The 19,545-nt window shown below is 49.1% G+C and carries 23 protein-coding genes; 3 read left to right on the top strand and 20 right to left on the bottom strand.

From position 1 onward, the window contains the following. Positions 1-6: 6 nt before the first annotated feature. From BM099_RS20515 to BM099_RS01180, 3 genes are all read right to left on the bottom strand, one after another. The gene (locus BM099_RS20515) at positions 7-543 is read right to left on the bottom strand and encodes a hypothetical protein (protein WP_198064073.1); all 537 of its coding nucleotides are present in this window, start codon (positions 541-543) and stop codon (positions 7-9) included. Between the two features lie 185 nt (positions 544-728). Beyond that, entirely contained in the window at positions 729-908 is a 180-nt protein-coding gene (locus BM099_RS01185; RefSeq protein WP_415860136.1) for a GlsB/YeaQ/YmgE family stress response membrane protein, read from the bottom strand. A gap of 176 nt (positions 909-1,084) precedes the next feature. Next, positions 1,085-1,426, bottom strand: coding sequence for a hypothetical protein (locus BM099_RS01180; RefSeq protein WP_244889907.1), 342 nt, complete (start codon positions 1,424-1,426; stop codon positions 1,085-1,087). A 197-nt stretch (positions 1,427-1,623) separates the two neighbouring features. Between BM099_RS01180 and BM099_RS01175 the strand changes: the two genes are divergently transcribed. After that, positions 1,624-2,451 carry a tetratricopeptide repeat protein gene (locus tag BM099_RS01175; RefSeq protein ID WP_198064074.1) on the top strand — a complete coding sequence of 276 codons (828 nt, stop codon included), beginning with the start codon at positions 1,624-1,626 and terminating at the stop codon, positions 2,449-2,451. A 6-nt stretch (positions 2,452-2,457) separates the two neighbouring features. Here the strand turns inward: BM099_RS01175 and BM099_RS01170 are convergent, their stop codons facing one another. From BM099_RS01170 to BM099_RS01105, 14 genes are all read right to left on the bottom strand, one after another. Further along, positions 2,458-3,342, bottom strand: coding sequence for a DMT family transporter (locus BM099_RS01170; protein WP_090723316.1), 885 nt, complete (start codon positions 3,340-3,342; stop codon positions 2,458-2,460). Between the two features lie 318 nt (positions 3,343-3,660). After that, on the bottom strand, positions 3,661-3,915 hold the full coding sequence (locus BM099_RS01165; protein WP_090723313.1) for a ribosomal protein L7/L12: 255 nt from the start codon (positions 3,913-3,915) through the stop codon (positions 3,661-3,663). Then, positions 3,916-4,374: a putative signal transducing protein gene (locus BM099_RS01160; protein ID WP_198064075.1), complete on the bottom strand. Its 459-nt coding sequence runs from the start codon at positions 4,372-4,374 to the stop codon at positions 3,916-3,918. A gap of 154 nt (positions 4,375-4,528) precedes the next feature. After that, on the bottom strand, positions 4,529-4,828 hold the full coding sequence (locus BM099_RS01155) for a type II toxin-antitoxin system RelE/ParE family toxin (RefSeq protein ID WP_090723311.1): 300 nt from the start codon (positions 4,826-4,828) through the stop codon (positions 4,529-4,531). Further along, positions 4,829-5,098 carry a type II toxin-antitoxin system Phd/YefM family antitoxin gene (locus tag BM099_RS01150; RefSeq protein ID WP_090723309.1) on the bottom strand — a complete coding sequence of 90 codons (270 nt, stop codon included), beginning with the start codon at positions 5,096-5,098 and terminating at the stop codon, positions 4,829-4,831. Between the two features lie 261 nt (positions 5,099-5,359). Continuing rightward, a complete protein-coding gene (locus BM099_RS01145; protein ID WP_090723307.1) occupies positions 5,360-6,079 on the bottom strand; it encodes an ABC transporter permease in 720 nt (239 codons plus the stop codon). Then, complete coding sequence (locus tag BM099_RS01140) at positions 6,076-6,768, bottom strand: ABC transporter permease (RefSeq protein ID WP_090723305.1); 693 nt, start codon at positions 6,766-6,768, stop codon at positions 6,076-6,078. Before BM099_RS01140 ends, BM099_RS01145 begins: the two co-directional genes overlap by 4 nt. Before the next feature lie 84 nt (positions 6,769-6,852). Then, positions 6,853-7,629: an ABC transporter substrate-binding protein gene (locus tag BM099_RS01135; protein ID WP_090723302.1), complete on the bottom strand. Its 777-nt coding sequence runs from the start codon at positions 7,627-7,629 to the stop codon at positions 6,853-6,855. A 61-nt stretch (positions 7,630-7,690) separates the two neighbouring features. Then, the gene (locus BM099_RS01130) at positions 7,691-8,464 is read right to left on the bottom strand and encodes an ABC transporter ATP-binding protein (RefSeq protein WP_198064076.1); all 774 of its coding nucleotides are present in this window, start codon (positions 8,462-8,464) and stop codon (positions 7,691-7,693) included. A gap of 227 nt (positions 8,465-8,691) precedes the next feature. After that, entirely contained in the window at positions 8,692-10,893 is a 2,202-nt protein-coding gene (gene ppk1, locus BM099_RS01125; protein ID WP_415860137.1) for a polyphosphate kinase 1, read from the bottom strand. Positions 10,894-10,922: 29 nt separating this feature from the next. Next, the gene (gene hemB / locus BM099_RS01120; protein ID WP_090723297.1) at positions 10,923-11,933 is read right to left on the bottom strand and encodes a porphobilinogen synthase; all 1,011 of its coding nucleotides are present in this window, start codon (positions 11,931-11,933) and stop codon (positions 10,923-10,925) included. Positions 11,934-12,093: 160 nt separating this feature from the next. After that, positions 12,094-12,648, bottom strand: a complete 555-nt coding sequence (locus BM099_RS01115; protein WP_090723295.1) for a biotin transporter BioY — start codon at positions 12,646-12,648, stop codon at positions 12,094-12,096. After that, positions 12,635-13,285 (bottom strand): energy-coupling factor transporter transmembrane component T family protein, encoded by a 651-nt coding sequence (locus BM099_RS01110; RefSeq protein ID WP_090723290.1) that lies wholly within the window; start codon positions 13,283-13,285, stop codon positions 12,635-12,637. Before BM099_RS01110 ends, BM099_RS01115 begins: the two co-directional genes overlap by 14 nt. After that, positions 13,285-14,049 (bottom strand): energy-coupling factor ABC transporter ATP-binding protein, encoded by a 765-nt coding sequence (locus BM099_RS01105; RefSeq protein WP_198064077.1) that lies wholly within the window; start codon positions 14,047-14,049, stop codon positions 13,285-13,287. The genes BM099_RS01110 and BM099_RS01105 overlap by 1 nt, the downstream gene beginning before the upstream one ends. Positions 14,050-14,247: 198 nt before the next feature. Between BM099_RS01105 and elbB the strand changes: the two genes are divergently transcribed. Beyond that, a complete protein-coding gene (elbB, locus tag BM099_RS01100) occupies positions 14,248-14,901 on the top strand; it encodes an isoprenoid biosynthesis glyoxalase ElbB (RefSeq protein WP_090724160.1) in 654 nt (217 codons plus the stop codon). A gap of 106 nt (positions 14,902-15,007) precedes the next feature. Further along, positions 15,008-15,286, top strand: a complete 279-nt coding sequence (locus BM099_RS01095; protein ID WP_090723287.1) for a peptidylprolyl isomerase — start codon at positions 15,008-15,010, stop codon at positions 15,284-15,286. Positions 15,287-15,291: 5 nt separating this feature from the next. Here the strand turns inward: BM099_RS01095 and BM099_RS01090 are convergent, their stop codons facing one another. The 3 genes from BM099_RS01090 to BM099_RS01080 are packed head-to-tail and all read right to left on the bottom strand — an operon-like array spanning position 15,292 to position 19,540. Next, positions 15,292-16,602 (bottom strand): proton-conducting transporter transmembrane domain-containing protein, encoded by a 1,311-nt coding sequence (locus tag BM099_RS01090; RefSeq protein ID WP_090723285.1) that lies wholly within the window; start codon positions 16,600-16,602, stop codon positions 15,292-15,294. Beyond that, positions 16,599-18,095, bottom strand: a complete 1,497-nt coding sequence (locus BM099_RS01085) for a complex I subunit 5 family protein (RefSeq protein ID WP_090723282.1) — start codon at positions 18,093-18,095, stop codon at positions 16,599-16,601. Before BM099_RS01085 ends, BM099_RS01090 begins: the two co-directional genes overlap by 4 nt. Then, positions 18,092-19,540 carry a complex I subunit 5 family protein gene (locus BM099_RS01080; RefSeq protein ID WP_090723280.1) on the bottom strand — a complete coding sequence of 483 codons (1,449 nt, stop codon included), beginning with the start codon at positions 19,538-19,540 and terminating at the stop codon, positions 18,092-18,094. The genes BM099_RS01085 and BM099_RS01080 overlap by 4 nt, the downstream gene beginning before the upstream one ends. Positions 19,541-19,545 lie beyond the last annotated feature (5 nt).

Genomic DNA, 19,545 nt, shown 5'->3' with positions numbered 1-19,545 from the left:
TACTTATCACTTAGAAAGGCGCTGAATAATGCGTTTGTAGGTATCTTTCAGCTCTTCAGTGACAATCTTGGTTTTAGCGACAAACTCTTCAGATGTGTCTTTGGTATCATCGGCGATATCCGAGACTTTCTCTTTTAGCATCTCCCACTTTTTTTCTGTTTCAGCAAACTCTTGTTTGGCTTCCATTGACCCCAGATGCAACTTAACGATGATTCCATCTCGTTCCGTTTTGAGCTTCTCGTACAAGTCACCTAACTCATCTTGAAGAAAAGACGCCTTTTCAGAACAATACGGCCCTAAACGCTTATAAGACTCCTCAAGCTCTTTGCATTCAGATTTGGCTTTATCAATAAATGCTGCTGTCGCATCTTGTGAATCTTCCGCAATATGCGCTGCTTTAGTTTTTAACTGCTCCCATTTCTTTTCAGCTTCCAGGAACTCATCCTGAGCTTCCATTGAAGCCAGACGTGTTTTTACGACGATTTCATCGCGCTCAGCTTTGAGCTTTTCAAATAGATGTTCAAACTCTTTTTTAATAGACATAACTAGCCTCAATATCACCCGAACATAACGAAACAGGCGTAATAAAAAACATATTAACAACCATCTCAATAACCCTTTAATATCTATTGTTATAACAGATTCAAGATCGATGAAAATGCTCAGCAGCACTCAAAAACAATTAAAAACTAATGAGGCATACCGAGTCTAAATCAAGGAATTTACTTTTATTTCTTTATCAGGCCGACAACATAAAGCAACAAAACAGCTCCCGCGGTTGCAGTAACAATTGAGCCGATCATCCCAACTGCAGATATCCCAATCAAAGAAAACACGAATCCGCCAACCACCGAGCCGACTATACCTACGGCGATATTACCTAGCAGCCCAAAGCCGCGGCCTTTCATAAACGTACCCGCCAACCAACCAGCCAGCCAGCGCGCCAATGGCTAAAAAAATAATAATGCCCATACCAACCTCCTTTCTTTATTTAAAAAACATGAAATTAAGTTAAAGCATCAGAATGAGTTAATAATCGCTAGCATGGACCCAAAGCCGATAGAATGCACTCAATGTCGATAGATCAAAGCCGGTAAATAGTTACACCATACAACACTGAACAACATAGCAGCAGGAACAAAACACCTGGGCGAATCTTTTGCAGAAAACGCGGCAAACACTTTGCGTTAACTATGTATGCCGACGTAAGCAACATCAAACATCCCGAGACCAGGGCAGCAACACCCCAGAACTCATCCAGATGTCGCAAGGCATACCAAAACACATTCCAGCTTCCGGCAGCAAACACCACAAAGGCCAGTGTATTTCTGAACCATGCAGGTAATTTCTGCAATCTACGCAATACCGGTAATCGGGTAGCCAACAGCAAACCCGTCAGCATGCTTCCCGCCATAATTGTTCCCATTGGAAGCACGTGCTTCTCCTTATCTAATAATACTGGCTACCAGCCTCTGTGCATAAAGGCCCAAAACTACCGCTCGACTATTGTAGAGTCGTAAAATAGTTCTTCAGTTCAATTTTTACTGCGGATCAGTTGCTGTATATATTATGTACATCCTAAAAATTGCATCACATCCAGCTTATAAACGGCGAGGCCTTAACATGCTGAACAATACAATGGTTAAGCTCATCGCGCCGATCTTATTAACATTACCCTTGATAACCTTATCTACTGTTGCTGCACAGGCAGAAGAGCTCGACCTATACGAGATTGTACGCAACCCGGTGATCGGCAATTACAAAGGCTATGCCGAGTTCAAAATGGGGCACTACGACACCGCACGCGCCATCTGGGAAGCACTTGAAGAAAAGGGCAACGGACAGGCGGGCTTTAATCTTGGCATCTTATATGAGGACGGACTCGGCGTAGAACAAAACAATCAACAAGCCATAGCGCACTACGAAAAAGCAGCGCAAGCTGGCAGCGGTAAAGCGCAATACCGTTTAGGGCTGCTTTATTCTGCGGGCATTAAAACCCCAAAAGATGATGTAAAAGCGGATAAATGGCTGGCCGCGGCTGCTGCACAAGGCGACGAGGATGCCGCCGCATTGCTTGAACAACGCAGCAGTAGCGTAATAAGCCAACGCGATAAAGATTTTTTCAATGCAGAAAACCTGCACGCCGCCGGGCAATACAAAGAAGCCGCTGTCATCTGGCAGCAACTGGCCGAGGCCGCTGACACCCGCTCCCGCACACGCCTGGCCTGGATGTATGAAGCAGGTCAGGGTATGCCCCGCGACCTTGATAAAGCCGCGACTCTTTTCAAACAATCAGCAGAAGAAGGTGATGCCGAAGCACAATATGCACTCGCCGTTATGCTACAAACAGGCAAAGGACAAATTCAAAACTCAGAAGCGGCACAAAGATGGTTACAACGTGCCGCCGCGCAAGGTTATGCGCCCGCGAAAGAAGCACTCACCATGGATTGAAACCACTTACTTGATTAACGTACGTAAAACCTGACGCACACTGCGCCAACGACTAACCAACAAGGCACTAAAAATAACCGCACATCCGCCTAACTGCATGCCGGTCATGGTCTCTCCAAACCACAAAGCCGCCAGCATAGCAGTCCATATCGGCTCCAATGTCATAATAACCGCCGCATTACTCGCGCTGGACATGCTTTGCGCCCATACCTGCATAAAAAACCGCAAGCTGGTCGCAATAAAGATGCTCGCAAGCATCCACATCCAGATGGACGCGGGCCAATCAAACGACCAGGTTTCAGTTACCCCAGACACAGGCAATGCCACCAGCCCAACAACCATCAACTGAACAGCCGCCAGTGCGATAGGTGATGTTTTTGCAGCCGCACGGCTATTCAGCACAAAGGTAAACGCGAACAACACAGCCGAACACAAGAAAGACAGCTCGCCCCAGCCCATCTCAAACTGGCTATCCAGTGCCAAAAGGGCGAGACCGGCAGCCGCAATCGGAAGCGATAACCAGACAGCCCGGTTAGCACGCTCACCAAACAAGGTCGCGACAATAGGTACTAGCACCACGCCTAAAGAGCTCAAAAAAGCCCCGACTCCCAAATGCTGCGCGTGATGAAGACCTAAAATCCAAAACATCATAGCCACAGCAAATGATAATCCCACCAGCGCCGTGCGCAAAATTCCGTGACGATCAAGAGCCCGCAGCGCATGCCAACCGAAAACCGCTAAAACCATCCCGGCAACCAGAAACCTCAAGCCAATAAACATCAAAGGAGGTAAGCCTGCGAGGGTTTCTTTAGAGAAAATCCACCCAGCAGCCGCGAGTAACGTGACTACAACAAGTATCAGATCTGATTTAAGCGCATTCGATTGATTCACAACATATATCTCAATAGGCTATTGAAGCGCCGCTATCATATCAGGATTAACACAATTCAGAGAAAATCTATCTCGCTGGCGAAACACATACCGGCACAGGTTGCTGAGGAACTCAGATAGGTGATTTTAGAAAAAGAAAAGGCTTACTTAGACACGGCTTTTAACGCACTGGCACTATCAAGCAATTTACAACTAAGAGAGGTTCATTATAGTGACATACATTCAGGACGGGTCGATTTAGGACAGCGAGCTTCAAGAGAGATACATTTTTCTTGGTAGTTTGGCTTAACAGCCCCTGCCTTAGCTTTAACCCTAGTATTAACTCTTGAAGAACATATAAACCAAATAAATTATCAGCCCAACAAAAAGCAGCTTAGCCACACTAAAGTTACTATCGACCTTCTGAACAGGCCCACCTTCTGGTGCATTCTCATCGACATAGCGATCCACCAACTCTTTCGCTTCGTTAAGACCGATACCTCTGAGTGATCTCAACGCTTTGATTGCATCTATTTTTCTTCCCGCATTTAACGCGGTTAACACTTCGGGTTCAAACTCAGCACTTTCACTCATTTATAGTCCTTTATTACTATCTTTATAGCAGCACTCTGAACCTCGCCACTTAGTAAAGCAAACCTCATTAAAAGTATATAATACTAAGTGTAGTCTGCGAATACAGGATGAACAAAAAATATAATTTTCTGCGATTAGAGCGTATTTTTTAACCCTTACTGTGTTGGCAATTCCAACATATTTCAAAAGAAGGGTCGTTCGTTTCTGAACAATTCTGACATATCCACTCAACAGCGTTTTCGCGGCTAAATGATGTTTCGATAATGTGGAGAGCGCGCGTTCATAATCTGAATCCCTAAAGATCCAGACCTCAGGCCAGGCATCAAAGGCTGATGTCTCACCAACGGCCCCTTGCGCAAACTCATTCTTAAGAAAGGTCCCAATGCCCTCTGCCTCGATAAGGTTTTTAGCATTACTCACTGAGAATGAGTTCTCGTTGGTATAAACCAGCTTCATCATTGAGCCCTCACGCGCTACAACTGAAAACTACTTAATTTCCACTTCTATTAGCGTGATGTCAATTACTGAAGGGTTAATCACATTATGTTCAACCCTGGCACTGGTTTTTAAGGCGCTCAAATGTGATTTTAAAGAAATAAACAGCCCAGCTCCATTAAGCCGAATTGCTTGGGAAACTAAGCAGCCTTTCGCTGCGCCAGACTCTGACAATTTTTATTGAAATAGTCTCACGCAGGTAAACAATTCGATAAGGTGGATGAATGAGTTCGCGGATATGCTCATCGTTAAATTCTGGAACAGCCCTACCTATTTCAGGATGCTGAGCGAGCGTCTCTATATGCTCTACGATAGCAATAACAAAACCTTCTCTTATATGTGGAACGCCTTGATCCAAATAATAATTTTTGTTGCTTTCAAGATCTTCAACAGCAGATTTAGAGAAGGATATATTCACTTACTGGATACCTAGCCTCTTTTTTACATCCTTGATATCAGAAACATCACCATCCTTTAGGTCCATTAATCCCTGCGCTACAGCACGGACAAAAGCCAGCTCCTCTCTATCACTTTCATAGTCTTCCAAACCCTGCACTACGGCCACTCCGCGGCCACGGCTCGTTAAAAGAACAGGCCGATGCGTGTCTTTAGCATGGTTTACCACTTTACCAGGGTTAACCTTAAGGTCTGTAAGAGGGATTACATCTTCAGAAAATTTAATTGGCATAACAACCCTACCCTTCCTTAAAGACCTGTTTATAGCACCTGTTTATAGCTATTGTAAAAATTGAAAATCGATTCAAAAAAGCAAAAATTCAGATCTTTCATTTTGAAAATTTCGCCCAGTAGTGCATAGAACTTCTGGCGATCAGACAATTGTCATGCAATCAGCAGTTGGTTGTTAATACGAAGGGGGCTTTATTGCTAAACAGCAGGCAATAAAAAGCGGCCAAATGGCCGCTGATGAAAACTATATTGTTTGTATTTCCTAGGGCTTATCAACATTTAGCTGATCGACATTCGGTTTGTAATATTGGTAGCGGTTGAAGCGATTTTCCATTAAGCGGAATAAACCAATCACGACGGCAGCCATGACGAGATATATAACACCTGCAGCGGTGAACAGTTCTACCGGTGTATAGGTGCGGGCCTGAATGGTACGTGCCATGCCGGTGAGATCCAGTAATGTGATAGTAGAGGCCAGCGCGCTACTTTTCAGCATCAATACGACTTCGTTACCGTATGCGGGTAAAGCGATACCGAATGCACGCGGTATAACGATACGCCGCGTTTTCAGCAACCAGCTCATACCAAAAGCGTCTGCCGCCTCCAGCTCGCCTTTTGGAATGGCTTGTATCGCCCCCCGGAAAAGTTCTGCGCTGTAAGCAGCAGTGTTCAGCGTAAAGGCGATGATGGCACACCAATAAGGTTCTTTAAGCACTACCCATAATACTGAGTCACGTACCGCTTCAAACTGGGAAGCGCCGTAGTAGATCAGGAATATCTGTATCAGCAGTGGCGTACCACGGAAGAAGTAGATAAAGCAGAACGGAAAAACACGTACCCACGGTGTTTTTGAGGCGCGCAACAGAGCGATCGGCACGGCCATCAATACACCAATAACACCTGAAATAACCACTAGCTCCAGCGTCAGCAATGCGCCTTCCAGCAGTTTTGGGTAGTACTGAATAATAATTTCCCAATTCATCCTTTATACCTCAACTGCGGTGTGCAGGCTCGTTCCATCCATAGTGTGCCGGCCGTCGCGATTGCCGTCAGTATCAGATATATGCAAGCAGCTGCCAGATAAAATGTGAACGGTTCTTTTGTGGAGCTAATCGCGGTAGTGGCTTGGCGGATAATATCTTGCAAACCAACCACCGACACCAATGCAGTATCTTTCAGCAATACCTGGAATAAATTACCTAATCCGGGCAGTGCCACACGCCACACTTGCGGAAGAATAATACGGAAGAAGGTTTTTCCACGCGTCATCCCTAATGCCTGAGCAGACTCCCATTGCCCCTGCGGAATCGACAGGATCGCCATACGGAAGACTTCGGTTGCATACGCGCCAAAGGCGATAGACAGTGCAGCCACACCCGCCATAAACGGATTAACTTCGATGTATTCATCGTAGCCAAACATGCTGGCAAAGCCCATGACCAAGGCCGATCCACCAAAGTAAATAGCGAATACAATCAACAGCTCAGGGATACCACGAATCAGAGTGGTATAGGTAGTCGCTATTGCACGCAGCACTTTATATTCTGATAACTTGGCGGCTGCACCTAACAAACCGAAAACCAGGCCTAACGATAAACTGACCAGTGCCAGTTTGACGGTGACCCATGTTCCAGCCAATAACAGGTGACCAAACCCATGCAGATCTATCACGTTATTATTCTCTTACAGCGGGACGTTAGTGGACTATCCATTTTTTACAATGCGCGAGCACTTCTCGCTCGCGCATTGAGCTGATCAATAGATAGAGAACGGGAAATATTTAGCATTGATTGCATCGTAAGTACCGTTTTCAACAATCGCTTTCAGGGCCTTGTTGAAATTCGCTTTCAGGTCATCCTGACCGTGGCGAATGGCAATTCCGATTTTATCCACAGATTCTGTTTTAATGGTTTCGCCCTTGAACTCAAAACCTTGCCCTTCGTCTGTACGTAACCAGTCATAGGCAGGAAATTTGTCGGATACCAAGCCATCTAAACGGCCTGTAGCCATATCCAGATAAGCATTATCCTGAGTGTCATACAGTTTTACAGAAACGACATCACCGAGTTCATCTTCCAGATACTGACCTGCGATGGTGGCACGCTGTGCTCCCAGTGTTTTACCTTTAAGCGATGCTTTATCGGTTTTCAGTTCAACTCCTTTAGGACCAACAAATGCCAATGCGTTGGTGTAATAAGGGTCAGTAAAATCGACAGCCTGTAAACGTTCTTTAGTGATCGACATAGAAGCAACAATCGCATCAAATTTACGACCTTTCAGCGCAGGGATCATGCCATCCCAGTCCTGCTCAACGATGGTGCAGTCTGCTTTCATCTCGGCACACAAGGCTTTAGCAATTTCGACATCAAAGCCGACCAGCTCGCCTTGTTCATTTTTCATATTGAAAGGCGCATAAGCCCCTTCAGTAGCGATACGGATCTTATCACCCGCAAAAGCCTGGGTTCCGATTAATGTACCGGCAAATGCGCCAGCGACCAGCGTAACAGCTGCAATAATTTTACGAACACTCATCAGGTTTCTCTCTATATTATGAATAGTTATTATAGTTGATCTCGTTTGTGTGGAGCTGAAATCAGTTGTGGCTGGACATAAAGTCACGTACACGTTGAGATTTCGGGTTGTCAAACACTTGCTCCGGTGTCCCTATCTCTTCTATCTGTCCCTGATGCAAAAACACGACCTGGCTGGATACATCACGCGCGAAACGCATCTCGTGCGTAACGATTAACATGGTTCTGCCCTCTTCTGCCAATTCACGCATAACGCTAAGCACTTCGTTTACCAACTCAGGATCCAATGCAGACGTCGGTTCATCAAACAGCAATACCTGCGGATCCATTGCCAATGCGCGGGCTATGGCAACTCGCTGTTGCTGTCCACCGGACAGATTGCCCGGATAGGCATCCTTCTTTTCGTATAGCCCTACTTTTTTCAGCAAACCTTCGGCACGCTCAACCGCCTGTGCACGCGACTGTTTTAACACATTCATCGGGGCTTCGATAATGTTACCGAGGATGGTCTTATGCGGCCAGAGATTGAAGTTTTGAAAAACGAATCCGATACGCGAGCGCATATCTTCGAGTTGCTTGCGGTTTTCTGCTTCCAGCTCACCCGATTTACCGGTTTTAAGCTTCAGTTCTTCACCGCCGATAATCACCCGGCCTTTCACGGGCTGTTCCAGCAGGTTGATGCAACGCAGTAAGGTACTTTTGCCTGAGCCACTTGAGCCGAGAATAGAGATCACATCCCCATCTTTCGCCTTCAGTGAAACCCCCTTGAGCACTTCAAGACTTCCATAGGACTTATGTATATCGGTCAATTCGAGCGCGATCGGGGTATCAGGCATAGTGTTTTCCATTATTGGGCGCATAGTTGATCAGTAAACAGACCATAATACGCCATCTTATTTCTTATATGAAACATTTGGCTTCTGCTCTTATATTTCCCGATCTGAATTAAAAACGCAACGCCAGGGCTCGCTTGCGTAGGTGGTTTGTCTGAAAATTCTAAAAAAAGGTCGCCATAACGAAAAAGAGCGCCTGATAAAGGCGCTCTTACATGGATGGAATAAGCCTAACTGGCAAAATCACGTAACAATTGCTGTTGTGCGCTAAAGGGCTCGACACCTTCTTCCGGCACTAAAAGCGTATAGCTACCGTCGGCTTTCAACTCCCAGCTCTGGGTGTTATCAGCGAGGTAGTAATCCAACTCTTTTTTAACCCTGTCGCCTTGTTTTCCCGTGACCGGAAAACAGGTTTCCACACGGTGTAACATGTTTCGCTCCATCCAGTCAGCACTGGCACAGAGGACATTAGGCTTTCCATTGTTACCGAAATAATAGACGCGTGTATGCTCCAGAAAACGTCCGATAATCGAGCGCACCGTGATATTTTCTGATATACCGGGCAAGCCAGGACGCAAACGACACATACCACGAATGATCAGTTCGATCTTCACACCGGCCTGCGAAGCTTCATATAAAGCACGAATCAACTTAGGATCCGTCAAACCGTTGACTTTAATAATAATATGACCGGGTTTTCCGTTGGAGGCTAGTTTCGCCTCATGTTGAATCATCTCCAGCATTTTGGCATGCAGGGTAAAGGGCGCATTATAGAGCTTCTTAAGTCGCTGGATTTTACCCATGCCGGTTAGCTGCTGAAATACCTTATGTACATCTTCTCCGATTTCATCATTGGATGTGAGGTAACTATAGTCGGTATATAAACGTGCCGTGCCCGAGTGGTAGTTCCCTGTTCCCAAATGGCAATAACGTACCAGCTTAGTGCCTTCCCGGCGCACGATCAGCATCGCTTTGGCATGAGTTTTATAACCGACAACGCCGTATACCACCAGACAACCGGCTTCTTGTAATCGACTGGCCAGGTGCAGGTTACTCTCTTCATCGAAACGGGCGCGCAACTCAATAATAACGGTAACTTCTTTACCTGCACGCGCCGCTTCTACCAACGCATTGACGATATCGGACTTATCGCCGGTACGATAAAGCGTTTGTTTAATCGCTATGACATCCGGATCTTTAGCCGCCTTCATCAACAGGTCGACGACCGGCGTAAAAGACTGGAATGGATGCATCAATAGCTGATCACTAGCTTTTAGTGCCTGAAAAACATCAACATCTTTCTCTTTTTTCAATTTTCCCGGCACACCAGGCGAGAAAGGAGGCCATCTCAGGTCTTGCCTATCCACCAGATCCCGCACCGCCATCAGACGCGTCAGGTTTACCGGCCCATCCACTTTGTAGACTTGCTCTTCATCCAGGTGGTACTCTTTTTTAATAAACTCTGTCAGCTCTTCGGGTGTACGGTTGTCTATTTCCAAACGGACGGCATCTCCGTATTTACGCGAGTGTAATTCACCACGCAACGTACGCGCCAGATCATCCATCTCTTCAAAATCGAAGGTTAAATCCGCATTTCGGGTAATTCGGAACTGGTAACAACCCAGCACGGTCATGCCAGGAAACAGTTCTGCCGCACACTCATGTATCACAGAGGAGAGGAAAATCAGATTTTCACCCGACTCACACAGCTCATCAGGCAAACGGATCAGACGTGGTAATGATCGCGGCGCAGGAATAATCGCCAGTCCGGTTTCACGACCAAACGCATCTTTACCGTCCAGTTGAACTATAAAGTTAAGACTTTTATTCACCAGACGTGGAAAGGGATGCGCAGGGTCAAGACCGATAGGGCTGATGACCGGTACGACTTTTTCTTCAAAGAATGTCTTGATCCATTCCAACTGCTCGGGTGTCCAGTCACGACGGCGCAAGAAATGGATGCCCTGCTGTTCCATTTCAGGAAACATGATCTCGTTGAGAATACGGTATTGGCGGTCAACGTTAATCAAAGAGATCTCACGGATCTTTTCCAACACCTTTTTCGGATACATCGCATCCGGCCCAACGGTCTCGCGTCCATACTTGAGCTGACGTAACTGGTCCGCTACACGGATTTCGAAAAATTCATCTAAATTGCTGGAGAAGATCAGCAGAAACATCAACCTTTCGAGCAATGGATAACGCACATCCAGCGCTTGCTCCAGCACCCTGACGTTAAACTGAAGATGACTGAGCTCTCGATTGATGTAGAGTTCGGGGGCTTTAAGATCAACCGGTTCTACCTCAACGGGATGATCCACCGTGGGCAAAATCTCGCGGCTATCCACCAGCGCCTGCGCAGCCTGATTTTGCAATATCTCTTCAGTCATCGTCGCTACCTGTTCATCAATCGCCGTTACCTTCCCAGTCATTTTGTCCTCCAGTATAAGTGAGATACCGTCTATTCGTTCATCTGTTGTGCTGCTCGTTTGGCGAAGTATGTCAGGACACCATCAGCACCCGCACGTTTAAATGCCAGTAACGACTCCATCATCACACTACGTTCATCCAACCAGCCATTTTGAAAAGCAGCCATATGCATCGCATATTCGCCACTCACCTGATAAGCGAAAGTCGGTACTTTAAATTCTTCTTTAACCCGGCGCACAATATCCAGATAAGGCATGCCCGGTTTAACCATAACCATATCTGCACCCTCAGCCAGATCCAAGCCCACTTCATGCAGGGCTTCGTCACTATTGGCAGGATCCATCTGATAGCTGTTTTTATTGCTTTTACCCAGATTGCCCGCAGAACCCACTGCATCGCGGAAAGGGCCATAGTAAGCACTCGCATACTTAGCAGAATAGGCCATTATTAGTGTGTTCACATGGCCATCTTCTTCCAACGCTTCACGAATACCACCAATACGGCCATCCATCATATCGCTGGGAGCAACCACATCAGCACCGGCTGCCGCATGCGATAGCGCCTGTTGAATAAGCGCTTCTACCGTACGATCATTGAGTACATAACCCGCATCATCAATGATGCCGTCCTGCCCATGAGTCGTGAATGGATCCAGTGCCACATCGGTAATAATGCCTAAATCAGGACACGCATCTTTAATCGCTTTAACCGCTCGTTGTGCCAGGCCATCCGGGTTATAAGCTTCTTCGGCAAATTCAGATTTTGCCGATGCAGGGGTGACCGGAAACAGCGCCATCGCCGGCACTCCCAACGCAGCAATCTCTTTGGCTTCTTTTACCAGTAGATCGATACTCATGCGTTGCACGCCTGGCATGGAAGCAACGCTTTCTAAGCTATTACTGCCTTCAATAACAAAAACAGGGTAGATAAGATCATTGGGGGTCAGCTGATTTTCCCGCATTAAACGACGCGAAAAATTCTCGGCACGCATACGTCGCATACGCGTTTCGGGAAAAAAGCGCTGACTATCATTAAAAGCCACGGTTATATCCTTTTAATCTAAGTAATTTTAACTAAATCTATATGACAAACTGATGACAAACGCCATGTTGATTTGATTCTAAGTTACTAGCTGACATGGTGTAGAACAGTCCATCTTTTCAATATTAACGTATAACGGATAATATTTAATATGACAGAAATCAGCGTGAAGGGATAATGCCCGGCATCGCGCGGGCAACAGACTGAGCAATTAATGCGGCAATCAGCGCTTTAATCAGATCGCCCGGAATAAAGACTAATATAGCTTTGCTTGCCCCGGCAAAAGTCAAAGAGGTCATCGCCACCATACCGGGAATACCAAACGCATAAAGCACCAGAATTCCGCCAACGACCGATGCAATAAAAACCCCGACAAATAAACTCGTCTTTTTTAGCATCTGCATCATCAATCCGGTTACCAGAGCCGCAAACGGAAAGCCGATGATAAAACCGACCGTTGGACCCGCAAACACACCCAGTCCACCGCGACCACCCGCTAACAACGGTGCTCCCAAGGCGACCACCAAAATAAACAAGGCTACCGCTAAAAATCCACGCACAGGCCCCAACATAACACCCGCTAACATTAAACCTAATGTCTGAGCCGTCAGTGGGACACCCCCGGCTACCGGAATATTAAACTTAGGCAGTAACCCCAACGCGGCAATCAACGCAGCATAGAGTGCAATCTGCACCAGGGTTTTATCTTTGTTCATTGTTGGTTATCTCCTGATTTTTTTGCGGTCGAACAGTGATACCACTGCTACCTCCGCGTGCGGTTAATGCTTCGGCAACATGATCTGATAAGCGAATTGCCTGAATAATAAGAGGGACTATTAAGCGCCATTTGTGCTTTCTGCCACCACGCGCACGCCATGCTTCGTCAAGATTATTCATCACCATGACCAGCACAGGCGCAAAACGCACCATTAATGCCACGGCCAGCGCCAGCGAGCGTGCAGAAAGACCTAACCACTGAAACGGCCGAAAAACAGGTTGCAGTGCTGCCATCATGTCACTCATCCGGGTTGTCAGAGTAATAAGGTTGGCCAACAGAAACATAATCACCAGACGCAGTACTGAGACACTGCCCTCATACAGGGACGCCGCCCAGAGATGAAACAGCATGATAACGGCCAGAAAAGGCAGCAGCGGCCTGAGCATCTCAAGATGCCGCCAGCCACGATCACCCAAAGTGGTATATAACAGTCCCGTAGCCAGCAACAGCGCTATCATCAGATCAAGCCGCACAACGGGCAGGATCATCATACTGCAGCCTGCCAGCAAACCGAGCTTGATACCGGCAGGCCAGCGATGCAGCCAACTGGAATGAGAAAGATACAGGCTGATCATCAGTCGTTAACGCTGCTATTGACGGCGTCGATATAACGGCTAATTACCTCATCGGGTGTGCCATCTGCGCGGATCTGACCTTTTTCCATCCAGATCAGGCGGTCAAATTCATCATAAACGCTCAGATCATGACTAATCAGCAAAACATGCGTGTCGCTGTTGTGAATAAGCTGCAGTAACAAGCGACGTGTCGGCAGATCAAGCGACGAAAACGGCTCATCTAATATCAGTAAACGCGGTTTCATGATCAAAACAGCCAGAATACAGACGCGCTGTTTCTGTCCTTCGGATAACTGCGTCACTGGCCGGTCAGCCCATGACTCGATACCCTGCTCACGTAACAAAGCCAATGCAGAAGCACGCGCCTCTTGTGTCGTCTGGCCCAGTTGTTCGCAACCAAATGCCAGCTCTTCAGCCACCGTAGGGAAGATCATTTGGTGATCCGGGTTCTGAAAAATAAACCCTACCAACGCCGGCATCAATGCCGCTTGTTTAACCGTATCATAGCCAAATACTGAAACGCGCCCCTGCTCCGGCATCATCAGCCCGTTAAGCAAACGCACCAAGGTACTTTTGCCAGAGCCGTTATTGCCTATCAGCCCTACACGTTTTTCATTCCAGCGAAGCGAAATTTGCTGAAAAAAAGGATCACCTGCGCGTTGCAGATCGACCTGCTCGATACAGATGTGTTCCGACTGCTCCGGATGAAGCGGGGCTTCTTCATGTGGAATATAATTTTTTTGCTTTCGTGCGAACCAAGCCACTATCGTGTCACTGTTTCAACAAAGAGGGCCGCGATTATAACCCCCATGCCTGAACATGAAAATCTAAAGCACTAAACTCAGGCCACTTATACCCTGATGCGGGTAGTGATATGCTTTTAACAATCTTGCTGTGCACTTTACAAGATAAAATACACAATAATGTACAGCTCACATATACCTGATATTGAGGGCCTGAAAATGAAAAAGATCGCCGTTATTTTATCCGGCTGCGGTGTATTCGACGGATCAGAGATTTACGAGTCTGTTTTAACCCTACTGCGGATTGCCCAACAGGGAAGCGAATATCAATGCATGGCACCTGACATTGAACAGTTGCATGTGATCAATCATTTATCAGGCGAAGTCGCTGAAGGAGAGAGCAGAAATGTTTTGGTTGAAGCTGCGCGCCTCGCCAGAGGTGAAATTATCGACCTGGCGACGGCTAACCCTGACGATTACGATGCGTTGATTTTCCCCGGCGGATTTGGTGCGGCGAAGAACCTCTGCGACTTTGCGCTTAAGGGTGCCGATGCCCGTATCAATGCAGATGTGAAAAGCTTTGCACAAGCCATCCACACAGCAGGTAAACCGGTTGGTCTTATCTGCATTGCACCTGCAATGACGCCGCTGATTTTCGGCGAAGGCGCTACCTGTACGATTGGCACGGATAACGATACCGCCAGCGCTATCGAAGCCATGGGCGGCAAGCACCAGAACTGCCCGGTTAATGATATTGTGATCGATCAGGAACGCAACATCATCAGCACACCCGCTTATATGCTGGCCGGCTCCATTACCGAAGCAGCCAGCGGCATTAACAAGCTGGTTGATGAAGTGCTACAGCGGGCTTGATTGAAGTGCTACAGCGGGCGTGATTAAAGTGCTACAGCGAGCTTAACTAAACAGTTACAACGGGCTAATTGAAAAACCTTATTTAATCAAAGAGAGTTGCTGACGAATGGCAAAAGCAAATGCGCGACATATCTTGGTGAAAACTAAAGAGCAAGCAGAAAAACTCAAGCAACAGCTGGCAAAGGGTGCAGACTTTGCCACGCTTGCGAAGAAACATTCGCTATGCAACTCCGCTAAACGCGGCGGCGACCTCGGAGAATTCAGCCCCGGCACCATGCTGAAAGCATTTGATAACGTGGTGTTCAAAAAGCCCTTATTAACCGTGCATGGGCCGGTAAAGACCAAATTTGGTTTTCACTTAATTGAAACGATTTATCGTACTTAGCCGCCTCATAGAACCGACGTTGCATCCAGCCACAGAAGCGCTACCGACACCATGCCTAACAGCAAAAACAACGTGATCGCCAACTCCCAACGCTGTAATAAATACTCACCGGCATCGAACAGTTCCTGCCATGTAAATGCTTGCCAGAAACTATCCCACCTGGCTAACCATAAAGCACACAGCTCTGGCAAAGTGTCGCCCCCCGCCCGCCGTCCCCAGCGAATAATGTCTTTCGCCCAACGCTCAAGCCACAACGCTTCTCTATCAGACTCAGATGGAAAAACCTCCCTTTTTTCCAGCCATACAAAAGCTGCGATCATTATCGCCAACGCTAATCCCACTGCAGCAACGAAGACAGGCACCAAATGGCCGTACTGATTCCACACGGCGGGGTCGAGCAAGCCAGTCCCCAAGCCCATCGCAAACATGCCTACCGCTATGATGGCAGTATGGGCAGGCAGCTGTTTCCATTGAGCCCGCATCACCTTAAACAGCAAGGCATAAAGAATGCCGGCCACGCCCAAAGCCTGGAGCAGCGTCCCCGCGATGGGCGCGCTGAGCTCACCAAGTGGTAACCAACGCACGGCGCCAAACAATCCTGTACCGACCGGCACTACCCACAGCAAAAGAGCCACTGCCGGACGGGCCGATCCATAGGCCAGCGGGAGCCATACGTGCAGTGGCCAGAAACCCGCTTTGAGTGCAAAGCCCGCGATCACCATCGACAAGTAGAGGGCAGAGGACGGTGATGGTGGTATTGCAAGCGCTACAGCCTCGTATCCCAGGTCATCTGTTGATCTGGCAGCGATCAGAAGCGCCTCAAACAGGGCAATGTCCGCAAGGATCAGCAACACCAGATAAATCCTTCCAGCCCGGCGTGTCTTCTCATCACCACCATCAATCAACAGACCGATAAACGCGTATCCCATCAGGGTCATAAATGTGAAGAAGCTGACCATATCCGTCGCCAGAATCCCACCTATCTGACCCACCAGGGTTAACAGAAACAATGTTGTCAGGCGGTTACCAGCCCCACGCCGATCCGGGGTCTGTAAACAGCTTGCGCTCGCGGCCCAAATCACCACTGATATCGCCAGCCACCAGCGAGCACCCGTGTCGATACCCATCCCGGCGTTGCCCCATAATATCCAGGGTAGCTCGACAGAGAAGCTACCCGGAAGAAACAGCAGAACAATCGTCGGCAGCAAGGCGAGATGAGCCGGCCAAGGGACACGACGACGTAGTGCCGGAATCGCCAGCAGAAGTGGCAACCCGGGTGCCAATAGCAGCAAAAAAATATTCACTATGTTACTCACGGTGCATATTCCTGCTCGGTGATAAAACGCACCCACTCCAATGGGCTGTATGGCATCGAAGCCAGCAGCCCCAGGCCCAGAGTGAGTGCGGCGGTAATGACGGCGGGGGCCAGCAGAGCCCAGGCCGTCTCACGCTTGCCAAACGAGCGTTCGTCTGGCCAGCTAGCGGGAGGCGCCTTGAACCAAGCGCGATACAATATCGGCAAAAAGTAGGCCGCGTTGAGCAGACTGCTTGCGGCCAGGATAAAAATCACCCAGTTCTGTCCGGCATCCAGCGCTCCCAATCCGAGATACCATTTACTGATAAAACCCGCCAGCGGCGGCGCCCCTATCATACCGAAGGCGCCAATCGTGAATGCGGCCATGGTCCAGGGCATACGTCGCCCGACCCCGTTCATCTCGCTGATTTTGTGGATTCCCAGCGTCTCCGCGAGAATACCGGCACAGAAGAACAAGGTTATTTTCTGCACCCCCTGGTGCACCAGATGAACCAGCCCACCAATGGTCGCAATCGGCCCGGCAACCGCCACACCGAGCACGATATACGACACCTGGCTGACCGTGGAAAACGCAAGCCTGCGTTTCAGATCATCCTGAAATAACGCCCGCAATGAGCCGTAAATAATCGTTGCTGACGCCAGTATCGCCAACGGCAGGGTCACACCGAGGCTAGCGGCGAATTCAATACCAAACACATCATACACCACGCGCACGATGCCAAAAGCGCCTGCTTTCACCACCGCCACTGCATGCAATAATGCACTGACCGGTGCCGGCGCAACCATGGCCTGCGGCAGCCAGCCGTGAAAAGGAATCAGTGCGGCCTTGACACCCAGACCGGCTATCAGCAACACAAAGATGATGATCAGTGCTGGATAGTGAACAGCATCCAGACCTGACAGGAATCCACGCGCCGTGAATTCCAGGGTACCCGCCAGCGTGTAAAGCCACACCGTTGCCAGCAACAGCAAGGCACCTCCTCCTACCGTATAGATCAGATACTTGCGCCCCGCCAGACGCGCTACCTCGGTGCCGCGATGCACCACCAGCGGATAAGTCGTCAGCGTCAGCAGTTCGTAGAACAGCACGAAGGTCAATAAATTACCCGCCAGCGCCAGACCGACGGTGGCCGTCACACACAGACTGAAAAAACCGAAAAATCGACTGCGGTTGGGAGAATCCTCGAGATAGCCGATGGCATAGACCGTGGTGGCCAGCCACAGGCTGGCGGAAAGTGTCACGAACAGCATCGACAGAGGGTCTGCACGCAGGACCAAGTCAAGCCCGGGCAGAAATGGCAGGCGGATCTCGTAGTGATGGCCGTGAAAAACGCCCCAGAGCATGACGCCTACCAACGCCAGCTTGATAAGGGCAGCAGCCATATTCAACGTAATTCGGGCGACAACCTGCTTCTCCGCCAGAAAGAAGATGATCAGCCCGGGTATCAGTGAGCTGAGGACGATCAGCAACGGCAGTGCTGTCTCCCAGTTCACCCGGCACGCTCCCCGCCGAACGGCGTACCGATGCCCATCAGCTCAAGCGCGGCAGGCGAGATAAACCCCAGGAGTATCGCTGCCAGCGCCAGAACCAGAGCGGCCCATTCCATTCTGGCAGGCACCACACCGACCTCATGGGTTAGCCCAGCCCGGGTAAACGCATAGCCGATGACTCTGAAAAAATAGGCGGCGGCCAGCAGACCACCCAGGATCAGAATAACCGCCCACCACCACTGCCCAGCACTCATCGATGCTTCCAACAGTAACCACTTTCCGATGAACCCGCCGCTAGGTGGCAGCCCCATAATGCTGACACCCGCCAGCGCGAACGCCGTGAGCGTCAATGGCAGACGCTGGGCGATTCGGTCAAGATCCGCGATACGGTCATGCCCACAGAAACGCAGGATGTTGCCCGCCGCCATGAACATGGCTGCCTTGGCAATAGCGTGAGACAGCAACATATAACAGGCTCCCTTCCAGGCAATATTCGTCCCCAGCGGAAAAGCCAAAAACAGATAACCCAGTTGCGCCACCGTGGAATAGGCAATAAGCAATTTAAGCCGTGTCTGGCGCAGCGCCTGAATCCCACCCCAAAGGACAGCGGTCGCGCCAAGCAGACCCAGCAATTGACCGAGTGAAGTATCGGTCAGCGCAAAGACTTCCAGCCACAGACGCAGCAGAATATAGAAGGAGGCCTTCACCACCAGTGCGGATAACAGCGCACTCACAGGTGCCGGAGCACAGGCATGAGCTGCCGGTAGCCAGAAATGCATCGGGAACAGCGCTGTCTTAAGCAGCAGACCGGCGCTCATCAGCCCCACAGCCGACCACACGGCGGGGGTTGGCTCCATCCGCTGAGCCAGAATCGCGATATCCAGACTGCCAAAACTGTGGTAGAGCAGTGCGACACCTAGCAGGTAGAACAACGAGCCCAACAGACTGACCAATAGGTACCGCATGGCGGAGTTCAGGGCATCCGCACCATCGGCCAACGCTATCAGCGCCACGGCCGCCAATCCCAGCAATTCAAGTGTGACATAGAGATTGAAAATATCTGCGGACAGGAACAGTGCATTCAGCGCTGCCCACAGTAATAACCACAGAGGCCAAAAATGCTTCGCTTTTTCACGACTGAAATAAGCGCCGGAATAGACGCTGACGCCCAGTCCCACCAGAGCCGCCGTCACGAGCATCAGCAGACTCAGTCCATCGGCATAAAGATCGATACCCAACGACGCGCCCCAGCCACCGATTGCATAGCGTTGCGCACCCTGTTCTACCAGTTGCCAACCCAGGCCAACGACAGCAGTAAAGATAGCCAGTGCGAAAATCAGACCCAGCGATTTCGATATTGTCGGAAATAAAAAGCACGCCATCCCCCCCGTCAGAGGCAACACGATCAACACCACAATCCAGGGAATGCCAACGATATCGCCTGTCATGCGCG

It is taken from the genome of Neptunomonas qingdaonensis, assembly GCF_900113275.1.
Classification (GTDB): domain Bacteria; phylum Pseudomonadota; class Gammaproteobacteria; order Pseudomonadales; family Balneatricaceae; genus Neptunomonas; species Neptunomonas qingdaonensis.
The sequence above is the reverse complement of the archived record's forward strand: the minus strand, read 5'-3'. Positions and strand labels throughout refer to the sequence as shown.